Source organism: Bacillus sp. BF2-3, assembly GCF_008368795.1.
In the GTDB taxonomy this organism is placed as follows: domain Bacteria; phylum Bacillota; class Bacilli; order Bacillales; family Bacillaceae_G; genus Bacillus_A; species Bacillus_A cereus.
The window spans coordinates 107,070-127,532 of sequence record NZ_QOSA01000016.1 but is presented as its reverse complement, the minus strand read 5'-3'; the positions used below and the strand labels follow the sequence as shown (position 1 = coordinate 127,532).

Sequence of the window (20,463 nt, the reverse complement as noted above, 5' to 3'; positions counted from 1 at the left end):
AGCTGCATATATTGAAAAGTAAAGAGAAAAACTTTACACTATTGGTAGAACCTATTTTAGGAGGGAAAAAATGAGAACATCTAATCCAATGTTGAAAAAAGAGGCATTCCGTAAAGAGGGAGCAAGTGCTTCTGCGATGACGATTGGCGGAACAGTAGGCAAAACGTTCATTATGCTTATCTTGCTACTTGCAACGTCTGTCTATTCATACATACAGATGATGCAGGGGACGATGAAGATGCCAGTATTAATTGGTGCTTTAATCGTTGCGGCAATCATCGCATTTGCGTCTATGTTCTTCCCGCGTATTTCACCTTTTGGTGCACCAATCTATGCAGCGGTAGAAGGGGTTGTGTTAGGAAGTATTTCAGCAGTTTATACAATGAAATTTGGCGATTCTATCGTTTTAAATGCTGTATTACTAACAATCTCAATTCTATTTGCAATGTTAGTGTTATATGCAACACGCGTAGTAAAAGTAACGGATAAATTCCGTACAGGCGTGATGGCAGCAACACTTGGAATTATGGTTATGTATTTAGTCGTATTTCTACTAAATATGTTTGGTGTAACTGTTCCATACATTCACCAAGGTGGTACAATCGGTATTATTATTAGTGCAGTTGTTATTGTAGTTGCTGCATTAAACTTATTACTAGATTTCGATTTAATCGAAAATGGTGTACGTAGTCAAGCTCCGAAATATATGGAGTGGTATACTGCGATGGGATTAATGCTTACATTAGTATGGTTATACTTAGAAATTCTTCGTTTCGTTTCGTACTTTACGAAAAATGACTAATAAAAAAATCCTGCATGAAAAATGCAGGATTTTTTTATTTTCAAAGATATATTGAATGTATGGTATAATATGGATGATAGCAACTTGAAGTGAAGGAGATGGAATATGATGAAAGAGAAGAAGGGGATTATGAAAAAACTATTTTCTAAAAGTTTTTTCATAGAACTAGATGAAGCTTTAACGTATCCATCATCAAAAGTTATTACTTCAGCGATTGAAGGATATGCAACTGAATGCAATGAAAGACTAAAATTTGAGAGTAAAGTTAAACCGATTACTTTCTACTTAGAAAATGCAATGTACCGTGCTGAAATAAAGATGGCTCGCGGAGGATATTACATATCTTGTACTGAAGTGTAATAAATTTTGAAACCATACATGTTTGAACTATGTATGGTTTCTTTTTTTGTTTTGTAAGGTCTAAAATAATACTTTTTACTTACGGATATATCATTTTGTGCTTTTTACCATTCAAACATTTCTCCTTACAATGAAGAAAAACATGTGAGGTGGTATAACTTATGATGAATCGAGTTGTATTAATCGGTAGATTGACAAAGGAGCCAGAATTATACTACACAAAACAAGGCGTTGCTTATGCACGAATATGTGTTGCGGTGAATAGAGGATTTCGAAATAGTTTAGGTGAACAACAAGTCGATTTTATTAATTGTGTCGTTTGGCGCAAATCGGCTGAGAATGTAACTGAATATTGTAAGAAGGGGTCGCTCGTTGGGATTACAGGGCGTATTCAGACTAGTAATTACGATGATGAACAAGGCAAGAGAATATATAGAACTGAAGTTGTGATTGAGAGTATTACCTTTTTGGAGAGAAGGCGGGAGGGGGCATTGTAATAAAAGGTGATTTTAAGTAATAGCTTCGGAAAAAATTGTGGAAAGTATTTTAATAAACTTAATGGATAAAAAATAAAAATCATCGGAAACGAAAGCTTTTAAAATCCCGTTCCTAATTTAAAATGTAAAAAGAATGAAATAGTATGGTAGCGGGAAGAAAGTAGTAAAATTAAGCATCCGAGTAGGAGTATAGAGTGATAACATGTTACAATACAGCTAAGATCATGCAATAAAGGAGAGTTTTTTACGTGAAGATTAAAGCAATTGAACCGACGCCAAGTCCAAATACAATGAAAGTTATTTTGAATGAAGTATTACCATCAGGAGCACGTAATAATTATACAAATGAAAATAAAGAACAAGCACCAATGCAAGTGCAAGAAATTTTGAAAATTGAAGGCATTAAAGGTGTATATCATGTAGCCGACTTTTTAGCAGTCGAGCGAAATGCAAAGTATGACTGGAAAGTATTATTACAACAAGTTCGTGCTGTTTTTGGCGAAGAAGTAGTGGAAGGAAGTGAAGAACAACAACTGTCTCATTTTGGAGAAGTGAAAGTGTTTGTTCAAATGTTCTTTACAATTCCAATGCAAGTAAAGTTAACAGATGGAACATCGGAAGAACGTGTTGGCTTACCAGATCGTTTTAAAGAATCAATTATGAAAGTGCAAATGTCTGCACCAAACGTTGTAAAAGAGCGTAAATGGGTAGAACAAAGTACACGTTACGGTAATTTTGAAGAAATTGGGAAAGAAGTAGTGGAAGAGATTGTTGCTGCTTATTCAGAAGAACGTGTAAATGAAACGGTTAAAGAATTATTAAATCAAGCAGGTGCTGTTGAAGTAACGATTCAAAAGCGTGAGCCATATAAAGTAACAGAAGAGATGATGAAAGATTCTGACTGGAAAAACCGTTTTGCAGCATTAGAACAAATGGATCCTACTGAAGAAGATATTCCAGTGTTGAAGATGGCGTTAGATGATGAAAAAGTTTCAATACGCCGTTTAGCAACAGCGTATTTAGGTATGGTAAAAGGTGATGAAGTATTACCGTTATTATATAAAGCGTTGTTAGATCGCTCTGTAAGTGTTCGCCGTACTGCAGGAGATTGTTTATCAGATGTAGGTGATCCGGCAGCGATGTTCGTTATGATTAAATCTCTGAAAGATCCAAGTAAATTAGTACGCTGGCGTGCAGCGATGTTCTTATTTGAACTTGGAGATGAAAGTGCGATTCCAGCATTAAAAGCAGCGCAAGATGATCCAGAGTTTGAAGTAGCGATGCAAGCACGTCTAGCATTAGAGCGTATTGAAGGCGGAGAAGAAGCAAAAGGTTCTGTATGGAAACAAATGACGGAGTCTCGTAAAGGGGAATAATGTATGATTGTTTTCTATGATAGTTGGTGTACGATGTGTACGGCCGTTGCAGAACGTACGAAAAAATTAGATAAAAAGGGTAAGATGAAATTTGTTTCATTTCGAAATGAAGATGTAGTTGAGAAGTATGAGCTTTCTCAAGAACTACAAAGTAAGATGGAACAAAGACTGTATATTTTTAAAAATAATAAGTGGTATGACGGTATTCAGAGCATAGATGTATTAGCAAAGGCCGTTCCATCTTATTGGTTTGCAGTTCCTTTTATAAAGCTATCTATCGTACTTGGTTTTGGAAGTAAAGTATACGATTATATCGCTAATAATAGAAAACTCGTTCCAGTGGGACATTGCCGTGGTGGGGTTTGTGAAATCCCTACAAAAAAATGAAATCATCGTTATCTTTCTTTTGCACCTATTAATAGAGCGTGATATGATGAATTTGGAATGAAAGTTGAAGGAGAGATTACAAGATGTCAAATGCTTATGAAGAATACATGCGCCAAATGGTAATCCCAATGCGCCAAGAGTTAGTGCGTTCTGGGTTTGAAGAGTTAACTACAGAAGAAGCTGTAACAGAATTTATGGAAAATACATCAGGTACAACTTTAGTAGTTGTAAACTCTGTTTGTGGTTGTGCAGCTGGTTTAGCACGTCCATCAGCAGGTCAAGCGGTTGTTCGTGCTGAAAAACAACCTGATCATCTTGTAACTGTATTCGCAGGTCAAGATAAAGATGCTACTGCAAAAATGCGTGAGTACTTCGGAGAAATTCCTCCATCTTCACCATCTATGGCATTATTAAAAGGAAAAGAAGTTGTTCACTTCATTCACCGTCATGAAATTGAAGGTGCAACTATGGACGAAATTATTACGAACTTAGAACAAGCTTTCGAAAAGAATTGCTAAAGAAGGGGGAGAGTAAAACTCCCTCTTTTCTTTATATAGAGGTGAAACAATGATCGTAACAACAGCAGGAAGAACGAACAAAGAAATGACAGATTATGCAAACGAGGTAGCAGCAGAATTAAATGCTTCTTTCGTTAAACGTAATGACATACCGGTACATAAGCTACATGAGCAGTATGAACAAGATGTGCTTGTCGTTGGGAAGAACCGATTAGCTATTTATCCAAAAGGTACGGAAGAATCGTTTTTCTTTCATCCGAACTCAGCGATGTTTCGTGTGAAAAGGTTAATGCGTGGAGAACACGATCCGTTTGTACAAGCTGCTAAATTAGAGAGCGGAATGACAGTGTTAGATTGTACGCTCGGGATGGCATCAGATAGTATTGTAGCTAGTTATGTTGTTGGGGAAAGCGGAAAAGTAACAGGACTTGAAGGCAATGAGTATATGGCTTATATTATGGAAAATGGTTTGAAAACATGGTCTTCATCTGTTTCTGAAATTGATGAAGCAATGCAAAGAATCCAAGTAAAGCAAACGGAGCATTTTTCATTTTTAGCGCAATGTGAAGACAATAGTTACGATGTCGTTTACCTTGATCCGATGTTTGAAGAAACTGTCATAGAATCCGATGGAATTAAAGGGTTAAAACACTTCGCTTTGTATCATGATATTACTGACGAAACAATTGCGGAGGCAAAACGAGTGGCGAGAAAACGTGTCGTTTTAAAAGATCATTTTCGTAGTTCTAGATTTGAAAAACACAATTTTTATGTATACAAAAGAAAAAGTGCTAAGTTTCACTTTGGTGTAATTGACCCTTGCTAATTGTTTGAAAAGATGTATAATAAGCAATAATTAATTAAATATACTGTCTGTGATGAAGAGAGTAGTCTTTTTTAGAAGGAAAGCGAGCTAGGGATGGTGTGAGCCTAGTACGGAAGAAAAAGATGAAGCGCACTTCGGAGATGCTTCTTGAACGAATAGTAGAGAAAGCCGAGGCCCCCTGTCCTCGTTATAAACGGGAAAGTGGTTCGTAACGAACAACAAGGGTGGTACCACGGGTTAAAACTCGTCTCTTTTTTAGAGACGAGTTTTTTGTGTTTTAAAAAATAAGGAGGTTGTATCATGGATTATAAAATGCAGTTTGCGGAAAGTTTATCTAATATTTTCACGAATGAATTAACGCAAAAACAAATTTTAGATTTAATTGAAACACCGAAACAAGATGAATTTGGAGATGCAGCGTTCCCATGCTTTTCATTAGCGAAGCAATATAAAAAAGCACCAGCTCTTATCGCAAAGGAAGTTGCTGAGAAATTCAATGATCCGTTTTTTACGAAAGTAGAAGCCGTTGGTCCTTATGTAAATGTATTTTTCAATCGTGAAACTGTAAGTGATGCAGTATTAAAAACAGTTTTAGCGGAGAAAGAAGAGTTCGGTCAAAACCACTTTGGCTGTGAAAAAACAGTAGTAATTGATTATTCCTCTCCTAATATCGCGAAACCTTTTTCGATGGGGCATTTACGTTCTACAATGATAGGAAATTCGCTGAAACATATCGCTGAAAAATGTGGCTATGAAGTTGTAGGGATTAATTATATAGGAGATTGGGGAACACAGTTTGGAAAGTTAATTACGGCTTATAAAAAATGGGGAAATGAAGCAGTAGTTAAAGAAGATCCAATACGTGAGCTATTTAAGTTATATGTCCAATTCCATGAAGAGGTAAAAGACGACGAAGAACTAGAAGAAGAAGGACGTGCTTGGTTTAAGAAACTAGAAGAAGGTGATGAAGAAGCGGTAGAACTTTGGAATTGGTTTCGTCATGAGTCCCTTAAAGAATTTTCTCGCATTTATGAACTTCTCGGCGTAGAATTTACTAATTTTCAGGGAGAAGCATTTTATAATAATTTAATGGAAGATTTTATTGGGATTTTAGAAGAACATGAGTTGCTTGAAGAATCAGAAGGTGCATTAGTCGTTAATTTAGAAGAAGAAGGAATGCCGCCTTGCTTAATTAGAAAATCAGATGGTGCGACGATTTATGCAACGCGTGACTTAACGGCAGCTTTATATCGTCAAAACACTTATGGGTTTGATAAAGCGCTATATGTTGTTGGTCCAGAACAAAGCTTACATTTCAATCAATTTTTCACCGTATTAAAAAAACTTGGCTATACTTGGGTTGATGGTATGGAACACGTACCGTTTGGCTTCATTTTAAAAGATGGTAAGAAAATGTCGACACGTAAAGGAAGAGTTATTTTACTTGAAGAAGTACTCGAAGAAGCAATCGAACTTGCAAAACAAAATATTGAAGAGAAAAATCCAAACTTAAAACAGAAAGAAGAAGTAGCAAAGCAAGTCGGTGTTGGTGCAGTCATCTTCCACGATTTAAAAAATGAGCGTATGCATAATATCGAATTCTCATTAGAAAATATGCTGAAATTTGAAGGAGAAACAGGACCTTACGTACAGTACACACATGCACGTGCTTGTTCTATTTTAAGAAAAGAAAGTGTAGAATTTGAAACATGTACATTTGCTTTAAAAGACGATCATAGCTGGAGTGTCGTAAAATTACTTAATAAATTTCCTCAAGTAATTGAAGCGGCTTTCAATAAAAATGAGCCATCGATTATTTCGAAATATATATTAGATGTAGCACAATCATTCAATAAATATTACGGTAATGTTCGTATATTAGAAGAGAGCAAAGAAAAAGACAGCAGACTCGCATTGGTTTATGCTGTGACGGTTGTATTAAAAGAAGGATTACGTTTACTTGGGGTGGGGGCACCTGAGGAGATGTAACATAGTAGTAAACTGACAAACTGGGTCTAGTATAAACCTGGTTTGTTTTTTTATTGGATATATATTTTTTTTGCAAAATCAATTAAAATCTTTTTAGAGAGGGTGATTCATATTGATTCGAACTTTTATTTTACAAATTCCTTGTCATAGAAGATTAGATAGGAGTTTTTTTAAACTACAAAAGTACATACCTTTATGTGCGCGTTGTACAGGCATGCTTATTGGTATTTTAATGTTTCCAATTTATTTTTATATGACACCTTCATTTCTTTTGGCAATCATACTATCATTTTTCGCTCAAATTCCGTTACTTATCGATGGGTTCACCCAAAAGTGGAAATGGAGAAGTAGCTCAAATTTGCTAAGAATAACTACTGGTGTATTAAGCGGTAATGGTATGGGATTATTCATTTCCTCTAGTGTTATATGGATATTATCTTAAGATATATAGTAATGGAGGTATTTACATAGATGTTCTGGATTTACTTAATTCTAATTTTTATTTCAGGCGGAAGTGGAATTGGTTTTATGATTCAAAATAAGTATACAGAAGCAATAATAGCTTTTGTTATTTGTATACTATTGTTTGGGCTACTGTATTATTATCTTAAAAGAAACAAAAGAAAGAGAAAAGCAGATTGTGACGATTTAGACTGTACGGATTGTTTTGATTGTGATTGTACTTGTTAAATTTTTCTTCCAAATAAAAAGCTAGTGTATTATTAAAAATACACTAGCTTTTTTGCTTTGAAATTTTAAGAAAAGTGTAGGAATACGGCTATTCTATAGAGAACTTTAGTTTTGTATATTTAAGGAGTACCCTGATTCTCCAGATGAAGGATTAGCCTTTTTAAGTAAAATACCTATTATAGATGAAGAAGCAATTTGGGAAACTGATATAGATGAATCAAATTATTGTGCTATTCGAATCATGTTTACATATAAAGGTTGCAATTTAGGAGTTACGAATGTTCATTTAAATTGGAAATCTAATAGAAAAAGACAAGAACAAATGAATGCCGTGAATAATTGGATTACAAATAAAGTAAGTGATTACGAATTATTATGTGGTGATTTTAATGATGATCCATATTCAATGGTGCATCAATACTTAATTCGGAAGCATTGGATAGATGTAGCTCAGTTTAAAGAAATTGAAGAGAACATGATAGCTCAACCAACTTTAGATTATAGAAAGAATCCGAATTTAAAAGGTGATGTAAAGCAAGAAAAAAGATATGATTGGGTCATGATACAAGAAAATGCCGCATTTGAATTTCCTACGATTGAAAACGTATCTATATTTGGGGATTCGGTACTAACTTCAACTGGTGTGTTTCCTAGTGATCATTACAGTGTTTTTGTAGAGTTGAAATTTAATGAATGAGAAAAATGTCATTTTTTGTTGGTAAGTCGATATTCACCGTATAATCGCCGACATAATTTCATGTACTGTTTTTAACTAACAAAAGATAGGATACACATGTTACGTTATTCTATATAATCAAACAAAATACAGAGAAAGACAATCATTTTTACTATATTTTGTTATAAATTTGAATAATATTAATTAATACCATCCATTATAAGAGATTTTAGTTGAATACATACTATATGGTGTGTAAAATCTAAGCAAGTAGCAGTATAAATATAAATTCGAGGTGAATGCATGCTAGATTTTAAGCAGTTAGAAACTTGTTTAAAAGACAAGAGATTTGTAGATGGATTACAGGAAATAAATAATGAAATTGCATATATAAAAGAAACGAATACTTTATCCTATGTGAAGAATTGGCTTGCCAATATTCCTTCGCATAAGGAGTTCGATATATTAATTCGTCTTACTGATGAAGGGCTTATGCACCAATACAGTTCATTCCTCATTCGTTACGCTTATAAAAAATTCCCAAATATGAGAACGCTCTCTTTATATTGTGATGAGTTAATTGATGAGCGGAAAATTCTTGAAGCAGAGCAGCTGTTAAAAGAAACTTTAGAAGAGAGTAATAAAGAAGAAATAGATGCGGATTTTTTAGCGAAAACATATTTTACGTTAGTACGATGTCTTTTAGAAATGAAACGAAACGAAGAAGCGTTAATGTATATGCAAAAAGCAGAGGAGTACAGTGCACGCGCAGTGTTTGATAAATGGGGCTACGTTTATATGCATACAGGTGAATGGGAGAAAGCGGAAGAACAATTTATTGCTGGCATGCAGCATGAAGATTGTGAAGAGTTATCTACCTATTTATTATCACAATTGTATGCGAATAAAGGAGAACAAAAACGCGCGATACAGTTAATCGATGATGCAATTGTAAAATTCCCACAAGTACCATATTTTCATTTTGAGAAGATAAAGTATTTATTAGATTTAGAGCGATATGAAGAGATGTTAGCGGTAATAGATAACATAAATACTCAGCTGCCGTATCATGCCTATAATACTTACTTTGTACATTTACGTGCAGAAGCACTGTACAAAATGAATAAATTTGCAGATTTACAAAAACTATTAAAAGAAGAAAAGAGTTTAAAAGAATCTTTATATCATAATTTAGAAAAAAATCCGGATGGAAAAAAGGTTCACTTGCCGATAGTTCCTATTGTACAAAAGGATAATTATTGTGTTCCGACAAGTTTAGAGATGATGTTGCGTATATGGGGAGAGAAACGTACACAAGATGAAATAGCAGAGTTTATTTTTGATATGACAGGTTCGAAGTTTTCAGATACTGTTTCTTATTTAGAAGAATTAGGTTATGAATATCGTTATTTTAAAGGGAATGAAGAGAATTATAAGAGACTGATTGACGAAGGAATTCCTGTTTTATTAAGTATAGATATTGAGCATGCTTCACACGTACAAGTTCTATCTGGATATGATGATACATTGCAAGCTTTCTATGTTCAAGATCCAAACTTTATAGAACCAGTTCTTGTGGAATATAGTAAATTACAAGAAAAATATCGTTATACAGGCTGTTTAGCAATCACGTTTGTTCCGAAAGAAAAGAAGGAGCAACTAGCGTTTCTAAGTGAGGAAGAAAATCGTTACTTTAAATCTATTTTTTCTCTTACGGATCATTTAGATGAACATGACAAAGAGGGGATTAGTAACTTAGTACAATTTTTAAAAGAAACGAGTGATAATCCAAATACGTGGTTATATACGATAAAGCACTTAGATGTTGAAGTAGATAAAGAATTTATTTTATATTGTATCGATAAGTTAATGGAAAAGTTTCCGAACTCGGACTTTGTTAAATTGCATGGTGCACAGTGTTTTATTCGTCTTCAAGAAGTAGAGAAAGCGGAGCAAATGCTGACAAGCGTTGAGAAGAAAAATAATCGTGCTTTATATCATTTAATAAACGGAAGATATGCTTTTGAGCAGGAAAGTTATATAGAAGCGATTTCAAGCTTTCGTTCATCGTTACAATTAGACGCAGATCAGCCTATTGCTTGGAGTTTTCTCGCTTTATCCTATATGTATATTGATCAATCTGAAAAAGCATTGCAATACTCTCAAGTTGCGTTAGAGCGTAGTCCTGAAAGGTTCACTTTAACAAATCACGGTTTAATATTAATAGATTTAGAAAGATATGAAGAAGCATATGAAATCTTTAATGACTTGTTAAAAGAGTATAAATATGAAGCGCATGTATGGTATGAACGAGCGAGATGTGCACATCAACTAGGGAAATTATATTTAGCAATAAAAGGGCTTAAAGTAGCGATTCGTTTGGATAGTAATGCACCTTACATTTATACGAAACTTTCGGAAATATACGAATCTGATTTGAAGGATGAGGAAAGTGCGAAAGAAATTTTATTAAACGGTATTGAGAATTGTGATGATAAAGCACCTCTTTACGTAAAATTAGGTGATTATCATTTTCAAAATGATAGCTTGGAAGAAGCAGAAGTATTGTATAAGCGTGCTTTAGAAGAAAATGATGAGGATGTTTATTCTCACTTCGGACTTACACAAGTTTATATGGCAAGAGAACAATATAAGGAAGCAAAAGAATATATACTTGGTCTTGAGAAGCAAATTGAAAAGAGCCAAGATTTCCTCATGAATGCAGGAATGGTTTTATGGGATGCTGAAATTGAACTTGGTGGAAATGAAGAAGGGTTTAAAGTAGCACTATCTAAGTTAGAAAATGGTATAAAGAAAAGTGATTATAATGTAGCAAGTGCGTTAGATGAATATGTGAATCGAATTAAAGGAACGGAATTTGTACAACGAGGTATAGCATTTTTAAGAACGTTACACAAAGAAAGAAATGAAGTAAGTGAGTACGGTTGTTATGCAGGTATTTTATATGAATCTATTGGACAGTACGGCCAAGCGATGAAAAGATATAATAAGGCGATAGAACAAATGGAAACGGCATTACCGTATTACCGAATTGGTGAAACACTTATGGCATTAGGGCAATTGACGGAAGCAAAACAAGCGTATGAAACATGTTTAGAGCTTGATGGGAATTTCGTAGGTGTACATTTACAGCTTGCGGAAATATACGAAAAAGAAGAAAACCGTTCTAAAGAACAAAGTCATATGGTTCAGGCGATGAAAGAAGAGCCGTTGCATATTAATATGCAATATTTAGCACAGCTTTCAGTAGATATGAATCTTCAGGAAGAATTGCTGACTGAACTAGAACAATTAGTGGACGAAGTACCTGAAATATGGCGTTTAGATGCGATTGCATATGTGTACGGAGCGATGAATGAAATAGATAAAGAACAAGCACAGGTTGAATACGCACTACAATTAGATGGTGAGCATATAGAAGTTCTATATCATTATGCAAAAGTATTAGTGAAAAAAAGAAATGTAAAAGCAATTGAAGTTGCAATGAAAGTAATACAAAAAGATTTTGATAATGAACGTATATTTGATGTTTATGTAAAAGCAGTAGAGCAACATAAAAAATTGTCTAACATACGAGATTTTCTTCATACGTTAAAGGTGAAAAAAGCAGAAAGGAGTACAGCATTCATGTATGCTGCAGCTGCGGTTACGGAAATATGGATTGAACGCCAGCTGCATGAACAGCCAAAACGATCTATCATTACGAGAGCTTTTTATCGTATGAAAAATCGTGCGAAAGAAATTTCAATGGTTACTATGATAATTGATTTATATGAAATCTCTTTAAAGTTAAATCCGAAAAATAGTATGGCAGCACAGCGATTTGCGCTATTTTATGAGAATGTAGAGATGAATAAAGAAGCAATAGAGATTCTGCACACGTCACTAGAAAATAAATGGGATTATGACGTAGCGAAGCAACTTGTAAATCTTTTCGTTGAGTGCGAGGAAGAAGATATGTTAAGAGATGCTTTGGAATTAACGAAACAAATGGTTCGAGAACTACCAGATGATTATGATACTCTTCTTCTGCAAGCACAAGTATTCTTTAAAGCAGGGGAAGAAAGAAAAGCAGAAAAGATTATCTTACAATTAACAGAGCAAACACCGTTTGTAAGTAGAGCATTTCTTGCTTTAGGAGAAATATATCAAAGTCAAGAAAGGTTTGAAGAGGCAATTCATGTATTAGAAAATGCTTCTATACATCATCCAAATGAAACAGCAATTCTTCTTTCTTTAGCATCTTCATATCATGGTGCCGGCCAAACGATAAAGGCAGAAAAAATAACAAATGAAGTATTAATAATTGACGCGAGTGATTTGTTAGCAAGATATGATCGAGCTTGTTATTTAGCACAGTTAAATAGAAATGAAGAGGCGAAGGAAGAGCTTGAATTTGTCCTTCGTGAGGATGAATCGGGATTCTTTGCTGAACTTATTGAGGATGATGAAAATTTAGCAGCATTGCGAGAGTTTGAAAAGTAATTGTATAAGAATAGGGGAAAAAGATAAGGATATATTTTGAATTAGTTGACAATTAGTTGCTAAATGGCATAAAATAACTTTTAACAAAGTATACAAATCTGAAGACGAGAAAGAGTAAAATAGTGAGCTGTTCTCCAGAGAGCCGGTATATTGCTGAAAGCCGGTGTGCAGACGTTATTTGAAAATCATCTCCGAGGAGCCGAGGCTGAAAGTAAGTAAGTCCGGACGGATGTCTACCGTTACAAAGAACACGTATGATAGTACGTTGCTAAGTGCTATTAGTGAAAAAGCTAATAGAATTAGGGTGGTATCGCGGGTAAACCCGTCCCTACTTTATAGGGACGGGTTTTTTGTGTGCTTTAAAATATTCAAAGGAGTGATTGTATATGGAAAAAGTAGATGTAAAAGAATCAGCTGTAGGAAGAGAAATGCGAATTTGCAAACAGTGGAACGAACAAAATATTTTCGAACAATCAATTCAGAATCGAGAAGGCGCACAGTCTTTCGTATTTTATGAAGGACCACCAACGGCGAACGGACTACCGCATGTAGGTCATGCACTTGGACGAACAATTAAAGACTTAGTAGCAAGATATAAAACGATGGCTGGTTATAAAGTGTTAAGAAAAGCAGGATGGGATACACATGGTTTACCTGTAGAATTAGGCGTTGAGAAGCAACTTGGTATTTCTGGTAAACATGAGATCGAAGAATATGGCATTGAACCATTTATTCAAAAGTGTAAAGAGAGTGTTTTCACATATGAGAAGCAGTGGCGCGAATTCACTGAAAGTATTGGTTATTGGGTAGATATGGATGATCCATATGTAACTTTAAAGAATCCATATATCGAAAGTGTATGGCATATTTTGGGGACAATTCATGAAAAAGGATTGTTATATAAAGGACATAGAGTTTCACCATACTGCCCAAGCTGCCAAACCTCATTGAGCTCACATGAGGTTGCGCAAGGGTATAAAACAGTAAAAGATTTAAGTGCAACTGTGAAGTTTAAAGTGAAAGATAGTGAAAATGAGTATTTCTTAGGTTGGACAACGACACCTTGGACACTTCCAGCAAACGTTGCGCTTGCTGTCCATCCAAATATGGAATACGTTAAAGCAAAACAAGAAAGTCATGTATACATTGTTGCGAAAGAACGTGTACAAGAAGTATTAAAAGAGAACTATGAAGTATTATCTGTTCATAAAGGCGAAGAATTATTAAACACATCTTATACAGCGCCATTTCCGATGAAAGAAGTTACAAATGGTTACCGCGTTATTGCAGCAGATTTTGTAACGGGAGATAGTGGTACAGGACTTGTTCATATTGCTCCAGCATATGGAGAGGACGATTATAGAGTTGTTCAAAGTGAAGGATTGTCATTCTTGCACGTTGTAGATGAAAAAGGTGAGTATACAGAGGCAGTACCATTTTTGAAAGGGAAATTTGTAAAAGATTGTGACGTGGATATCGTTCGTTATTTAGCGAAGGAAGGTTTACTGTATCATAAAGAAAAATATGAACATAGCTATCCGCATTGCTGGCGTTGTGATTCACCACTACTTTATTATGCAGGAGAAAGTTGGTTAATCCGAACAACTGCAATTAAAGATACATTTTTACAAAATAATGATTCTGTTACTTGGTATCCGGATCATATGAAACATGGGCGCTTTGGTAAGTTTTTAGAAAATATGGTGGACTGGAATATTAGCCGAAATAGATACTGGGGAACGCCATTGAATGTATGGGAATGTGAAAGTTGTGATCATCAGTTCGCACCGAAAAGCATTGCCGAATTAAGAAAGAATAGTACGAAAGAAACACCAGAAGATTTGGAATTGCATAAGCCTTATGTAGATGAAGTGCAAGTCTGCTGCGGGAAATGCGGAGGCACAATGAATCGTACACCAGAAGTGATTGATGTTTGGTTTGATAGTGGTTCTATGCCATTTGCACAATATCATTACCCATTTGAAAATAAAGAGTTATTTGAAGAGCAGTTTCCAGCGGATGTTATTGCAGAAGGAATTGATCAAACACGCGGCTGGTTTTATAGTTTATTAGCAGTATCAGCACTATATACAGGAAAAGTACCGTATAAACGAGTGTTATCACTAGGGCATGTTTTAGATGAAGAAGGGCAGAAAATGTCTAAAAGCAAAGGAAATGCACTAGATCCAGTTGATTTAGTAGATAAATTTGGTGCAGATGCGCTAAGATGGGCTTTACTTGTTGATAGTGCCCCGTGGAATGCGAAGCGTTTTTCTGAAAGAACAGTACTGGAAGCGAAATCTAAATTTTTAGATACATTAGTCAATGTGTATAGCTTCTACGTTTTATATGCAAATTTAGATGAGTATAATCCGAAAGAAACGTATGATGTAAAGCTTACGAAATTAGACGAATGGGTATTATCAAGATTGCATAGTACAACGAAAAAAGTGAGAACTGCACTTGATGATTATCAATTTACGAATGCAGCTCGTGAAATTGCAGCACTTGTAGATGAAGTGAGTAACTGGTATGTAAGACGCTCACGTAATCGTTTCTGGGAATCTGGTATGAACGCTGAGAAAGCAGCTGCGTATGAGACACTTCATGAAGTGCTTGTAACAATTAGTAAATTAATTGCACCATTTACACCGTTTGTCGCGGAAGACATTCATCTAAATTTAGAAGGAAACAGCGTTCATTTAGCCGATTATCCAGTTGTAAATGAATCACTACTTCAACCAAAATTAGAAGCGGAAATGGATGCTGTTTTACAAGTTGTTGAACTTGGAAGAAGTAACCGTAATCAGCATTCTTTAAAAGTAAAACAGCCGCTAGCAGAACTTGTATTACTTGAGCATAACGAGAATGATATGGATTGGGAATCTTATCGTGATATCGTTATGGATGAGTTAAATGTAAAAGCGTTCCATGTTGAACTCGATGAAACAAAATACACATCATATCAATTGAAGCTTAATTTTAAAACAGCGGGGCCAAAATTCGGTAAAAATGTGAATGCAGTGAATGGTTGGCTAAAACAATTATCACAAGAAGAAGTACAAAACTTTGTATCAACAGGAAGAGCAGTTTACGAAGCAACACCAGAAGGAGAAGTAGTTGTAACTGGTGAAGATGTGTTAGTTGAGAAAGTTGCAAAATCAGGATTCTCTAATACGACTAACGGACAATATACAGTTATGTTAGATACGAATGTAACGGAAGAATTGTTACAAGAAGGAGTAGCGCGTGAATTCATTCGTGCGGTTCAAGAATACCGTAAACAGTTGAATTTACCAGTTAATTTACGAGTCGATATTATTCTTGATACAGAAGAAGAACTACAGCGAACGTTAACGAACCATAAAGATTTATTGGAAGAAAACTTACTCGTTAAACAATTTACATTTGGTCACTTAACGAACGAAGATGATGAACTTTCTTTAGGTGAAACAAAACTTAGAATTAAATTAAGTGCAGCTAATTAAAGAAAAAAGGAAGTTGGAATGATTCCAACTTCCTTTTTTGTATGGAGGTAAATTAACTAGCTAATTTCCTCATAATCCATTCGATAGGTCCTCTAGAAAATTTCTTTCTCCATAATACGCTAAACAAAATACTGAAAATGAAAAATACAGTAGCAAATAATAAAACGAAAAGTAGTGTTTGATGTTCCATTCTATTGAATAGAATTAATGTCCCAATCCCGATAAATACATGACTTACATAATGAGTTAATGTTAATTGACCTGTTTGTATAATGGAAGTAACAAACCAATTATTTTCATATTTTTCAGTAATATAGAGGCAAAGTATTAATATAGCAATAGCAGATCCTGTTGCAGATAAAATGTACAATACATTTGGTAAAACGGGTCCTGTATTAAACAAAAATGTAGCAGCTGCTTTGCCAATGTGTGGAATGAAGTAGTACGTGAGCCCTTTTGATAAAAGTTCTATCAGTATGGTGAATGTAATACCGAGCAAGAGCAACCTATCTCTAATCTTTTTATTATGAAGATCTAATCTGCCAATTATCATACCGATTAAGAAGAATGAAAACCATGGGAAAAAAGGGTGATAACCATTAAAGAATAAATTGCGAAGAAAACCGTTAACTGTCCAGAAGTCTACATAGTTTATAAATGGAGTAGGGCCTCCCCAACCTTCGAAAGCATTGAAAGTAAGCTGAAGAGATTGTGCCAAGAGTAGGATAATAATAGATAAGAAGAGTAATGCTTTTTTTCGGACTGTAATGAGTAAGGCAGCAACGAAAAGGTAAACACCATAGTAGTGTAATATATCCCCAGTCCACTCCATTACGTATAAAAGTAATCCTAAAATAAATAAGAATAGTGCCCGTTTCCATATGATCTTTCGGCTATTAGAAATTTTTATTTTTTCATTTCTAGCAACAGAGGATCTAGTCATTAAAGATATTCCAATTCCAGCAAGTATAACAAACAAGGCAGAAGCTCTACCTTCAAAAAGTGACATTAAAGTTATTAAAAATGGGGGACCATTTCCTTCTGCACCTGTTATCACCATAAAATTAACAAGCAGCATACCAAACATCGCCAAGGCCCTAGCAAAGTCTAAGCCGATAATTCGTTTTTTAGTATTCAATTCAATCCCTTCTTTCAAAAATACTGTTTACAGCTTCCATCCATATTTGTCTATAATCTATATCCACATGTAACATCATAAAATTCCCGACATTATCAAGCACTAATGCTAACATATGAGCTTTTGAAACTAGATTTTTATTTTCAATTAATTGCAGCTCATTTGCTTTTGTAAGGAGTGATTCAAACCCTTGTAAATATTCTGTTTGCACAGTTAGTAATCGATCTTTGTACATATCATTTCTTGAAGATAGTAATACATATTCTTGCAACACACGATTAAAATAAGGATCGTTCTGCTGTTCATCAATTATTTTGAATCCAATTTCAATGCATTTCTCAATAAAATTTTCTTTCGTAAACTCTTCTGTATGGAAGAAGGAAGAAAACTGCATCGCAGCACATAATTCTGTGAAAATACATTCGATTAATGCATCTTTAGATTTAAAGTAATAATAAATGGACGGTTTAGCAATTCCGACTTCTTCAGCAATCATAGAATAGGTCGTTTTAGTAATGCCATGTCCGGCAAACAGTCGATAGCTTGCTTCCATAATTGAAGAGAGTGTTTCTTCACTTTTGCTCATAATAAAGCCTCCTACAAAAAGGTTATATAAATCGTATCATTCATAAATATTTTTTTCAACCTACCGTTAGGTAAAAAATATCCTGTTTTTTACAAAGTAATTTAAAAAGGTTAAGAGTTATGGAAATACTTTAGAAATATATTTCTAAAGTATTGTGTTCACTTTACACATAAATATTGAGAAAATTTCACTTACCCTAAATGGAAAGGTAATAGAAGTGTTCATAGAGAATTACTCGTAGATTCAATTTTTATCCATCCGTTTTGCGGGGAATGATTGCCTAGTGGTAATGGGATAAGGTTGAGCTACTTTATTAGGGGGAGTGGTTCTATGTTTAATAAAAAAATGGTGGCAATGGCAATGACCGTGCCGTTAGTAATGGGGACGATTTCTACGGTTTCGGCATTGGAAAAACAACAGCAAGTAAAGTTAGAAGCTTATTCGCCACAGAAAAAAGCAACTGAATATTTAAAAGAAAATGCTGCGCAGTATGGATTGAAAACAGATCTTTCAGACTTGCAATATATTTCTACAACAGAAACATCAGTAGCTTCATATGTTAGGTTCCAACAAGTTGTTAATGGTGCACCTGTATTTTCAAAACAAATAACAGTTACGCTTAACGGAGAGGGAAAGGGAGTACTCGCTGTTTCTGATTATCAGCCTGTTACAGGTGTGAAGGAAGTAACGACAAAAATTAGTGAAAAAGATGCAATACAAAAATCAATGGCGTATGTTGGAGAAGCAAGTGAGCAAAATTTATGGGCTCCTACAGATAAAGAGTTCGGATATATTGTTGAAGAAGGAATTGCTCGTCCAGTATATAAAGTTGTAGTCCATTCTAATAATCCATTTGGTGCATGGGAAACATTTATTGATGCAGAAAATGGAAAGTTAATTAAAAAGGTTGATATAAACCGAAAAGCTGAAGGGTCAGGAAAAGTATTTTTACCTAACCCAGTCGTATCTAGCGGTAGTAAAGTAGGCTTAAAAGATAATAACGATGCAGATTCAACAGCTCTAACGAACCAACTGAAAACTGTTACGTTAAAAGGTTTAGATGGAACAGGATTTTTAATTGGAGAATATGTAACGATTTCTTCAAAAGCGAAAACAAAATCTACGAATTTACAATTTAACTATACACGCGCAAATGATAGCTTTGAAGATGTTATGTCGTACTATCATATCGACACATTGCAACGTTACATTCAAAGTCTAGGTTTTAAAAATATTAATAACCGTTCGATAAAAGTGAATGTTAATGGTACAACTGATGATAACTCATTCTATTCTCCATCAACAAAAGCTTTGACTTTCGGTACTGGCGGTGTTGATGATGCAGAAGATGCTGGTATTATCGCACATGAATATGGGCATTCGATTCAAGATAACCAAGTTCCTGGCTTTGGTAGTTCAGCAGAAGGTGGAGCGATGGGAGAAGGATTTGGGGACTTCTTAGGTGCTACATATGAAGATGCAGTATCGACTACTGGATATGGTAAAGCATGTGTTGGAGAATGGGATGCGACAGCTTATTCTAGTTCAGATCCAACATGCTTACGCCGATTAGATAATAATAAAGTATATCCGAAAGATATAACGAATGAAGTGCATGATGATGGTGAAATTTGGGCTCAAGGCCAATACGAAATGGCACAAGCTTTTGGCCGTGATGTAGCAACAAAAATCATTTTACAATCACACTGGTCATTAACACCAAACTCTAAATTCAGTGATGGAGCGAAAGCGATTAAGCAAGCGGATGCTCTTTTATATGGCGGACAACATGCTGCTGATATTGATCGCATTTGGGCAGCGAGAGGCATTAGTACGAATTAATATAAAAAGTCGTGGCGTTTATAAGCCACGACTTTTTAATTTGCTTACGAACTGGTACTAGTAAATAAAGCTATATCAATGATAGTGTGAATATATCCGTATCCCATTTATTTTTTAGCTTCTTTAAAAACAAAATGCTCTTTAAATTTTCTAGACTCAACTTTTTGACCATTTCTCATGGAGCGGAAAGGGTGTTCTTGCCATGTAATAATTACATCAACCTCATCCGCTTTTGTAGCAACAGGTAAATTAGCGTGTTCAAATCCAGTTTTTCCACTTGCCAAACGACTTTCCTTTAGGGAAAAGAGTTCATATTTCGTTTTCTTATTTGGTTCGTTGTGGAATACTTCGACGTTTACATTATATACTTCATTATTCCCGACATTCTTTACTGAAAAATGATATGTTTGAAATTCATCTTTTTTAGCTTGAAGCATATTCTTGTTTGTTTTTTTCGGTTTATCAATATTCACTTGCCATCGATCAGAGTTTTGAGAGATTGGTAAAGATTTTGGTGAATAGGCATACGTTTCGTTTACTACAATTAAGCAAAACAAAAGGAGAAAGAAACTAATTGCTTTTTGCATAAACACACCTCGCTTTAAAATTTTTATTAATATGCGTAAATGAATTAGTTTTTATGTAAAAATTGGAAAATATTAAAGGTGTAATTTTGGATTTAATACATAAGAATATGTATTACAAAATTAACTTTTCACACTTTAGAAGAATCTAGGAGTTAGAAAATCAGAATGTTTTAAAAAAGGCTTGCATTTTATAAA

The 20,463-nt window shown here is 34.6% G+C and carries 17 protein-coding genes and 2 other annotated features; of the genes, 14 read left to right on the top strand and 3 right to left on the bottom strand.

Annotation, left to right across the window (positions count from 1 at the left end):
• The first annotated feature begins 70 nt into the window (after positions 1 to 70).
• The 13 genes from DN401_RS13285 to ileS all read left to right on the top strand — a co-directional run bounded on the left by DN401_RS13285 (position 71) and on the right by ileS (position 16,115).
• Positions 71 to 802, top strand: a complete 732-nt coding sequence (locus DN401_RS13285) for a Bax inhibitor-1/YccA family protein (protein WP_001260655.1) — start codon at positions 71 to 73, stop codon at positions 800 to 802.
• A 105-nt stretch (positions 803 to 907) separates the two neighbouring features.
• Positions 908 to 1,162: a DUF4318 domain-containing protein gene (locus tag DN401_RS13280; RefSeq protein ID WP_000975138.1), complete on the top strand. Its 255-nt coding sequence runs from the start codon at positions 908 to 910 to the stop codon at positions 1,160 to 1,162.
• Positions 1,163 to 1,323: 161 nt separating this feature from the next.
• Positions 1,324 to 1,659, top strand: a complete 336-nt coding sequence (locus DN401_RS13275) for a single-stranded DNA-binding protein (protein WP_000982017.1) — start codon at positions 1,324 to 1,326, stop codon at positions 1,657 to 1,659.
• A 248-nt stretch (positions 1,660 to 1,907) separates the two neighbouring features.
• Positions 1,908 to 3,035, top strand: coding sequence for a conserved virulence factor C family protein (locus DN401_RS13270; protein ID WP_086385943.1), 1,128 nt, complete (start codon positions 1,908 to 1,910; stop codon positions 3,033 to 3,035).
• 3 nt (positions 3,036 to 3,038) lie between these two features.
• The gene (locus tag DN401_RS13265) at positions 3,039 to 3,422 is read left to right on the top strand and encodes a thiol-disulfide oxidoreductase DCC family protein (RefSeq protein ID WP_000634907.1); all 384 of its coding nucleotides are present in this window, start codon (positions 3,039 to 3,041) and stop codon (positions 3,420 to 3,422) included.
• An 83-nt stretch (positions 3,423 to 3,505) separates the two neighbouring features.
• Positions 3,506 to 3,940: a BrxA/BrxB family bacilliredoxin gene (locus DN401_RS13260; protein WP_000063706.1), complete on the top strand. Its 435-nt coding sequence runs from the start codon at positions 3,506 to 3,508 to the stop codon at positions 3,938 to 3,940.
• A 49-nt stretch (positions 3,941 to 3,989) separates the two neighbouring features.
• The gene (locus DN401_RS13255; protein WP_000637455.1) at positions 3,990 to 4,766 is read left to right on the top strand and encodes a class I SAM-dependent methyltransferase; all 777 of its coding nucleotides are present in this window, start codon (positions 3,990 to 3,992) and stop codon (positions 4,764 to 4,766) included.
• 40 nt (positions 4,767 to 4,806) lie between these two features.
• Positions 4,807 to 5,021: a binding site (T-box leader), on the top strand.
• Between the two features lie 45 nt (positions 5,022 to 5,066).
• The gene (gene argS, locus DN401_RS13250; protein ID WP_000384906.1) at positions 5,067 to 6,755 is read left to right on the top strand and encodes an arginine--tRNA ligase; all 1,689 of its coding nucleotides are present in this window, start codon (positions 5,067 to 5,069) and stop codon (positions 6,753 to 6,755) included.
• 112 nt (positions 6,756 to 6,867) lie between these two features.
• The gene (locus DN401_RS13245; RefSeq protein ID WP_000621475.1) at positions 6,868 to 7,197 is read left to right on the top strand and encodes a DUF2085 domain-containing protein; all 330 of its coding nucleotides are present in this window, start codon (positions 6,868 to 6,870) and stop codon (positions 7,195 to 7,197) included.
• Between the two features lie 29 nt (positions 7,198 to 7,226).
• On the top strand, positions 7,227 to 7,445 hold the full coding sequence (locus DN401_RS13240) for a hypothetical protein (RefSeq protein WP_000498601.1): 219 nt from the start codon (positions 7,227 to 7,229) through the stop codon (positions 7,443 to 7,445).
• Positions 7,446 to 7,560: 115 nt separating this feature from the next.
• Complete coding sequence (locus DN401_RS13235; RefSeq protein WP_306299079.1) at positions 7,561 to 8,142, top strand: exonuclease/endonuclease/phosphatase family protein; 582 nt, start codon at positions 7,561 to 7,563, stop codon at positions 8,140 to 8,142.
• Between the two features lie 282 nt (positions 8,143 to 8,424).
• The gene (locus tag DN401_RS13230; RefSeq protein WP_121868333.1) at positions 8,425 to 12,627 is read left to right on the top strand and encodes a bacteriocin-processing peptidase family protein; all 4,203 of its coding nucleotides are present in this window, start codon (positions 8,425 to 8,427) and stop codon (positions 12,625 to 12,627) included.
• Between the two features lie 92 nt (positions 12,628 to 12,719).
• Positions 12,720 to 12,960, top strand: a binding site (T-box leader).
• Positions 12,961 to 13,013: 53 nt separating this feature from the next.
• Entirely contained in the window at positions 13,014 to 16,115 is a 3,102-nt protein-coding gene (gene ileS / locus DN401_RS13225) for an isoleucine--tRNA ligase (RefSeq protein WP_121868332.1), read from the top strand.
• A gap of 52 nt (positions 16,116 to 16,167) precedes the next feature.
• Here ileS and DN401_RS13220 read toward each other — a convergent pair whose 3' ends face one another.
• Entirely contained in the window at positions 16,168 to 17,253 is a 1,086-nt protein-coding gene (locus DN401_RS13220; protein WP_001093114.1) for a DUF418 domain-containing protein, read from the bottom strand.
• Between the two features lies 1 nt (position 17,254).
• Positions 17,255 to 17,839, bottom strand: a complete 585-nt coding sequence (locus DN401_RS13215) for a TetR/AcrR family transcriptional regulator (protein WP_000045218.1) — start codon at positions 17,837 to 17,839, stop codon at positions 17,255 to 17,257.
• A 330-nt stretch (positions 17,840 to 18,169) separates the two neighbouring features.
• On the opposite strand from DN401_RS13215, the gene DN401_RS13210 reads away from it, so the two are divergent.
• Entirely contained in the window at positions 18,170 to 19,681 is a 1,512-nt protein-coding gene (locus tag DN401_RS13210; RefSeq protein WP_000482273.1) for a M36 family metallopeptidase, read from the top strand.
• A gap of 107 nt (positions 19,682 to 19,788) precedes the next feature.
• Here DN401_RS13210 and DN401_RS13205 read toward each other — a convergent pair whose 3' ends face one another.
• On the bottom strand, positions 19,789 to 20,268 hold the full coding sequence (locus tag DN401_RS13205; protein ID WP_121868331.1) for a hypothetical protein: 480 nt from the start codon (positions 20,266 to 20,268) through the stop codon (positions 19,789 to 19,791).
• Between the last annotated feature and the right edge of the window lie 195 nt (positions 20,269 to 20,463).

Bases quoted from the DNA above. Each gene is read 5' to 3' on its own strand.
- DN401_RS13210 (WP_000482273.1), top strand. From the start codon at position 18,170: ATGTTTAATAAAAAAATGGTGGCAATGGCAATGACCGTGCCGTTAGTA.
- DN401_RS13275 (WP_000982017.1), top strand. From the start codon at position 1,324: ATGATGAATCGAGTTGTATTAATCGGTAGATTGACAAAGGAGCCAGAA.
- DN401_RS13285 (WP_001260655.1), top strand. From the start codon at position 71: ATGAGAACATCTAATCCAATGTTGAAAAAAGAGGCATTCCGTAAAGAG.
- DN401_RS13280 (WP_000975138.1), top strand. From the start codon at position 908: ATGATGAAAGAGAAGAAGGGGATTATGAAAAAACTATTTTCTAAAAGT.
- DN401_RS13260 (WP_000063706.1), top strand. From the start codon at position 3,506: ATGTCAAATGCTTATGAAGAATACATGCGCCAAATGGTAATCCCAATG.
- DN401_RS13215 (WP_000045218.1), bottom strand. From the start codon at position 17,839: ATGAGCAAAAGTGAAGAAACACTCTCTTCAATTATGGAAGCAAGCTAT.
- argS (WP_000384906.1), top strand. From the start codon at position 5,067: ATGGATTATAAAATGCAGTTTGCGGAAAGTTTATCTAATATTTTCACG.
- ileS (WP_121868332.1), top strand. From the start codon at position 13,014: ATGGAAAAAGTAGATGTAAAAGAATCAGCTGTAGGAAGAGAAATGCGA.
- DN401_RS13230 (WP_121868333.1), top strand. From the start codon at position 8,425: ATGCTAGATTTTAAGCAGTTAGAAACTTGTTTAAAAGACAAGAGATTT.
- DN401_RS13240 (WP_000498601.1), top strand. From the start codon at position 7,227: ATGTTCTGGATTTACTTAATTCTAATTTTTATTTCAGGCGGAAGTGGA.
- DN401_RS13255 (WP_000637455.1), top strand. From the start codon at position 3,990: ATGATCGTAACAACAGCAGGAAGAACGAACAAAGAAATGACAGATTAT.
- DN401_RS13265 (WP_000634907.1), top strand. From the start codon at position 3,039: ATGATTGTTTTCTATGATAGTTGGTGTACGATGTGTACGGCCGTTGCA.
- DN401_RS13205 (WP_121868331.1), bottom strand. From the start codon at position 20,268: ATGCAAAAAGCAATTAGTTTCTTTCTCCTTTTGTTTTGCTTAATTGTA.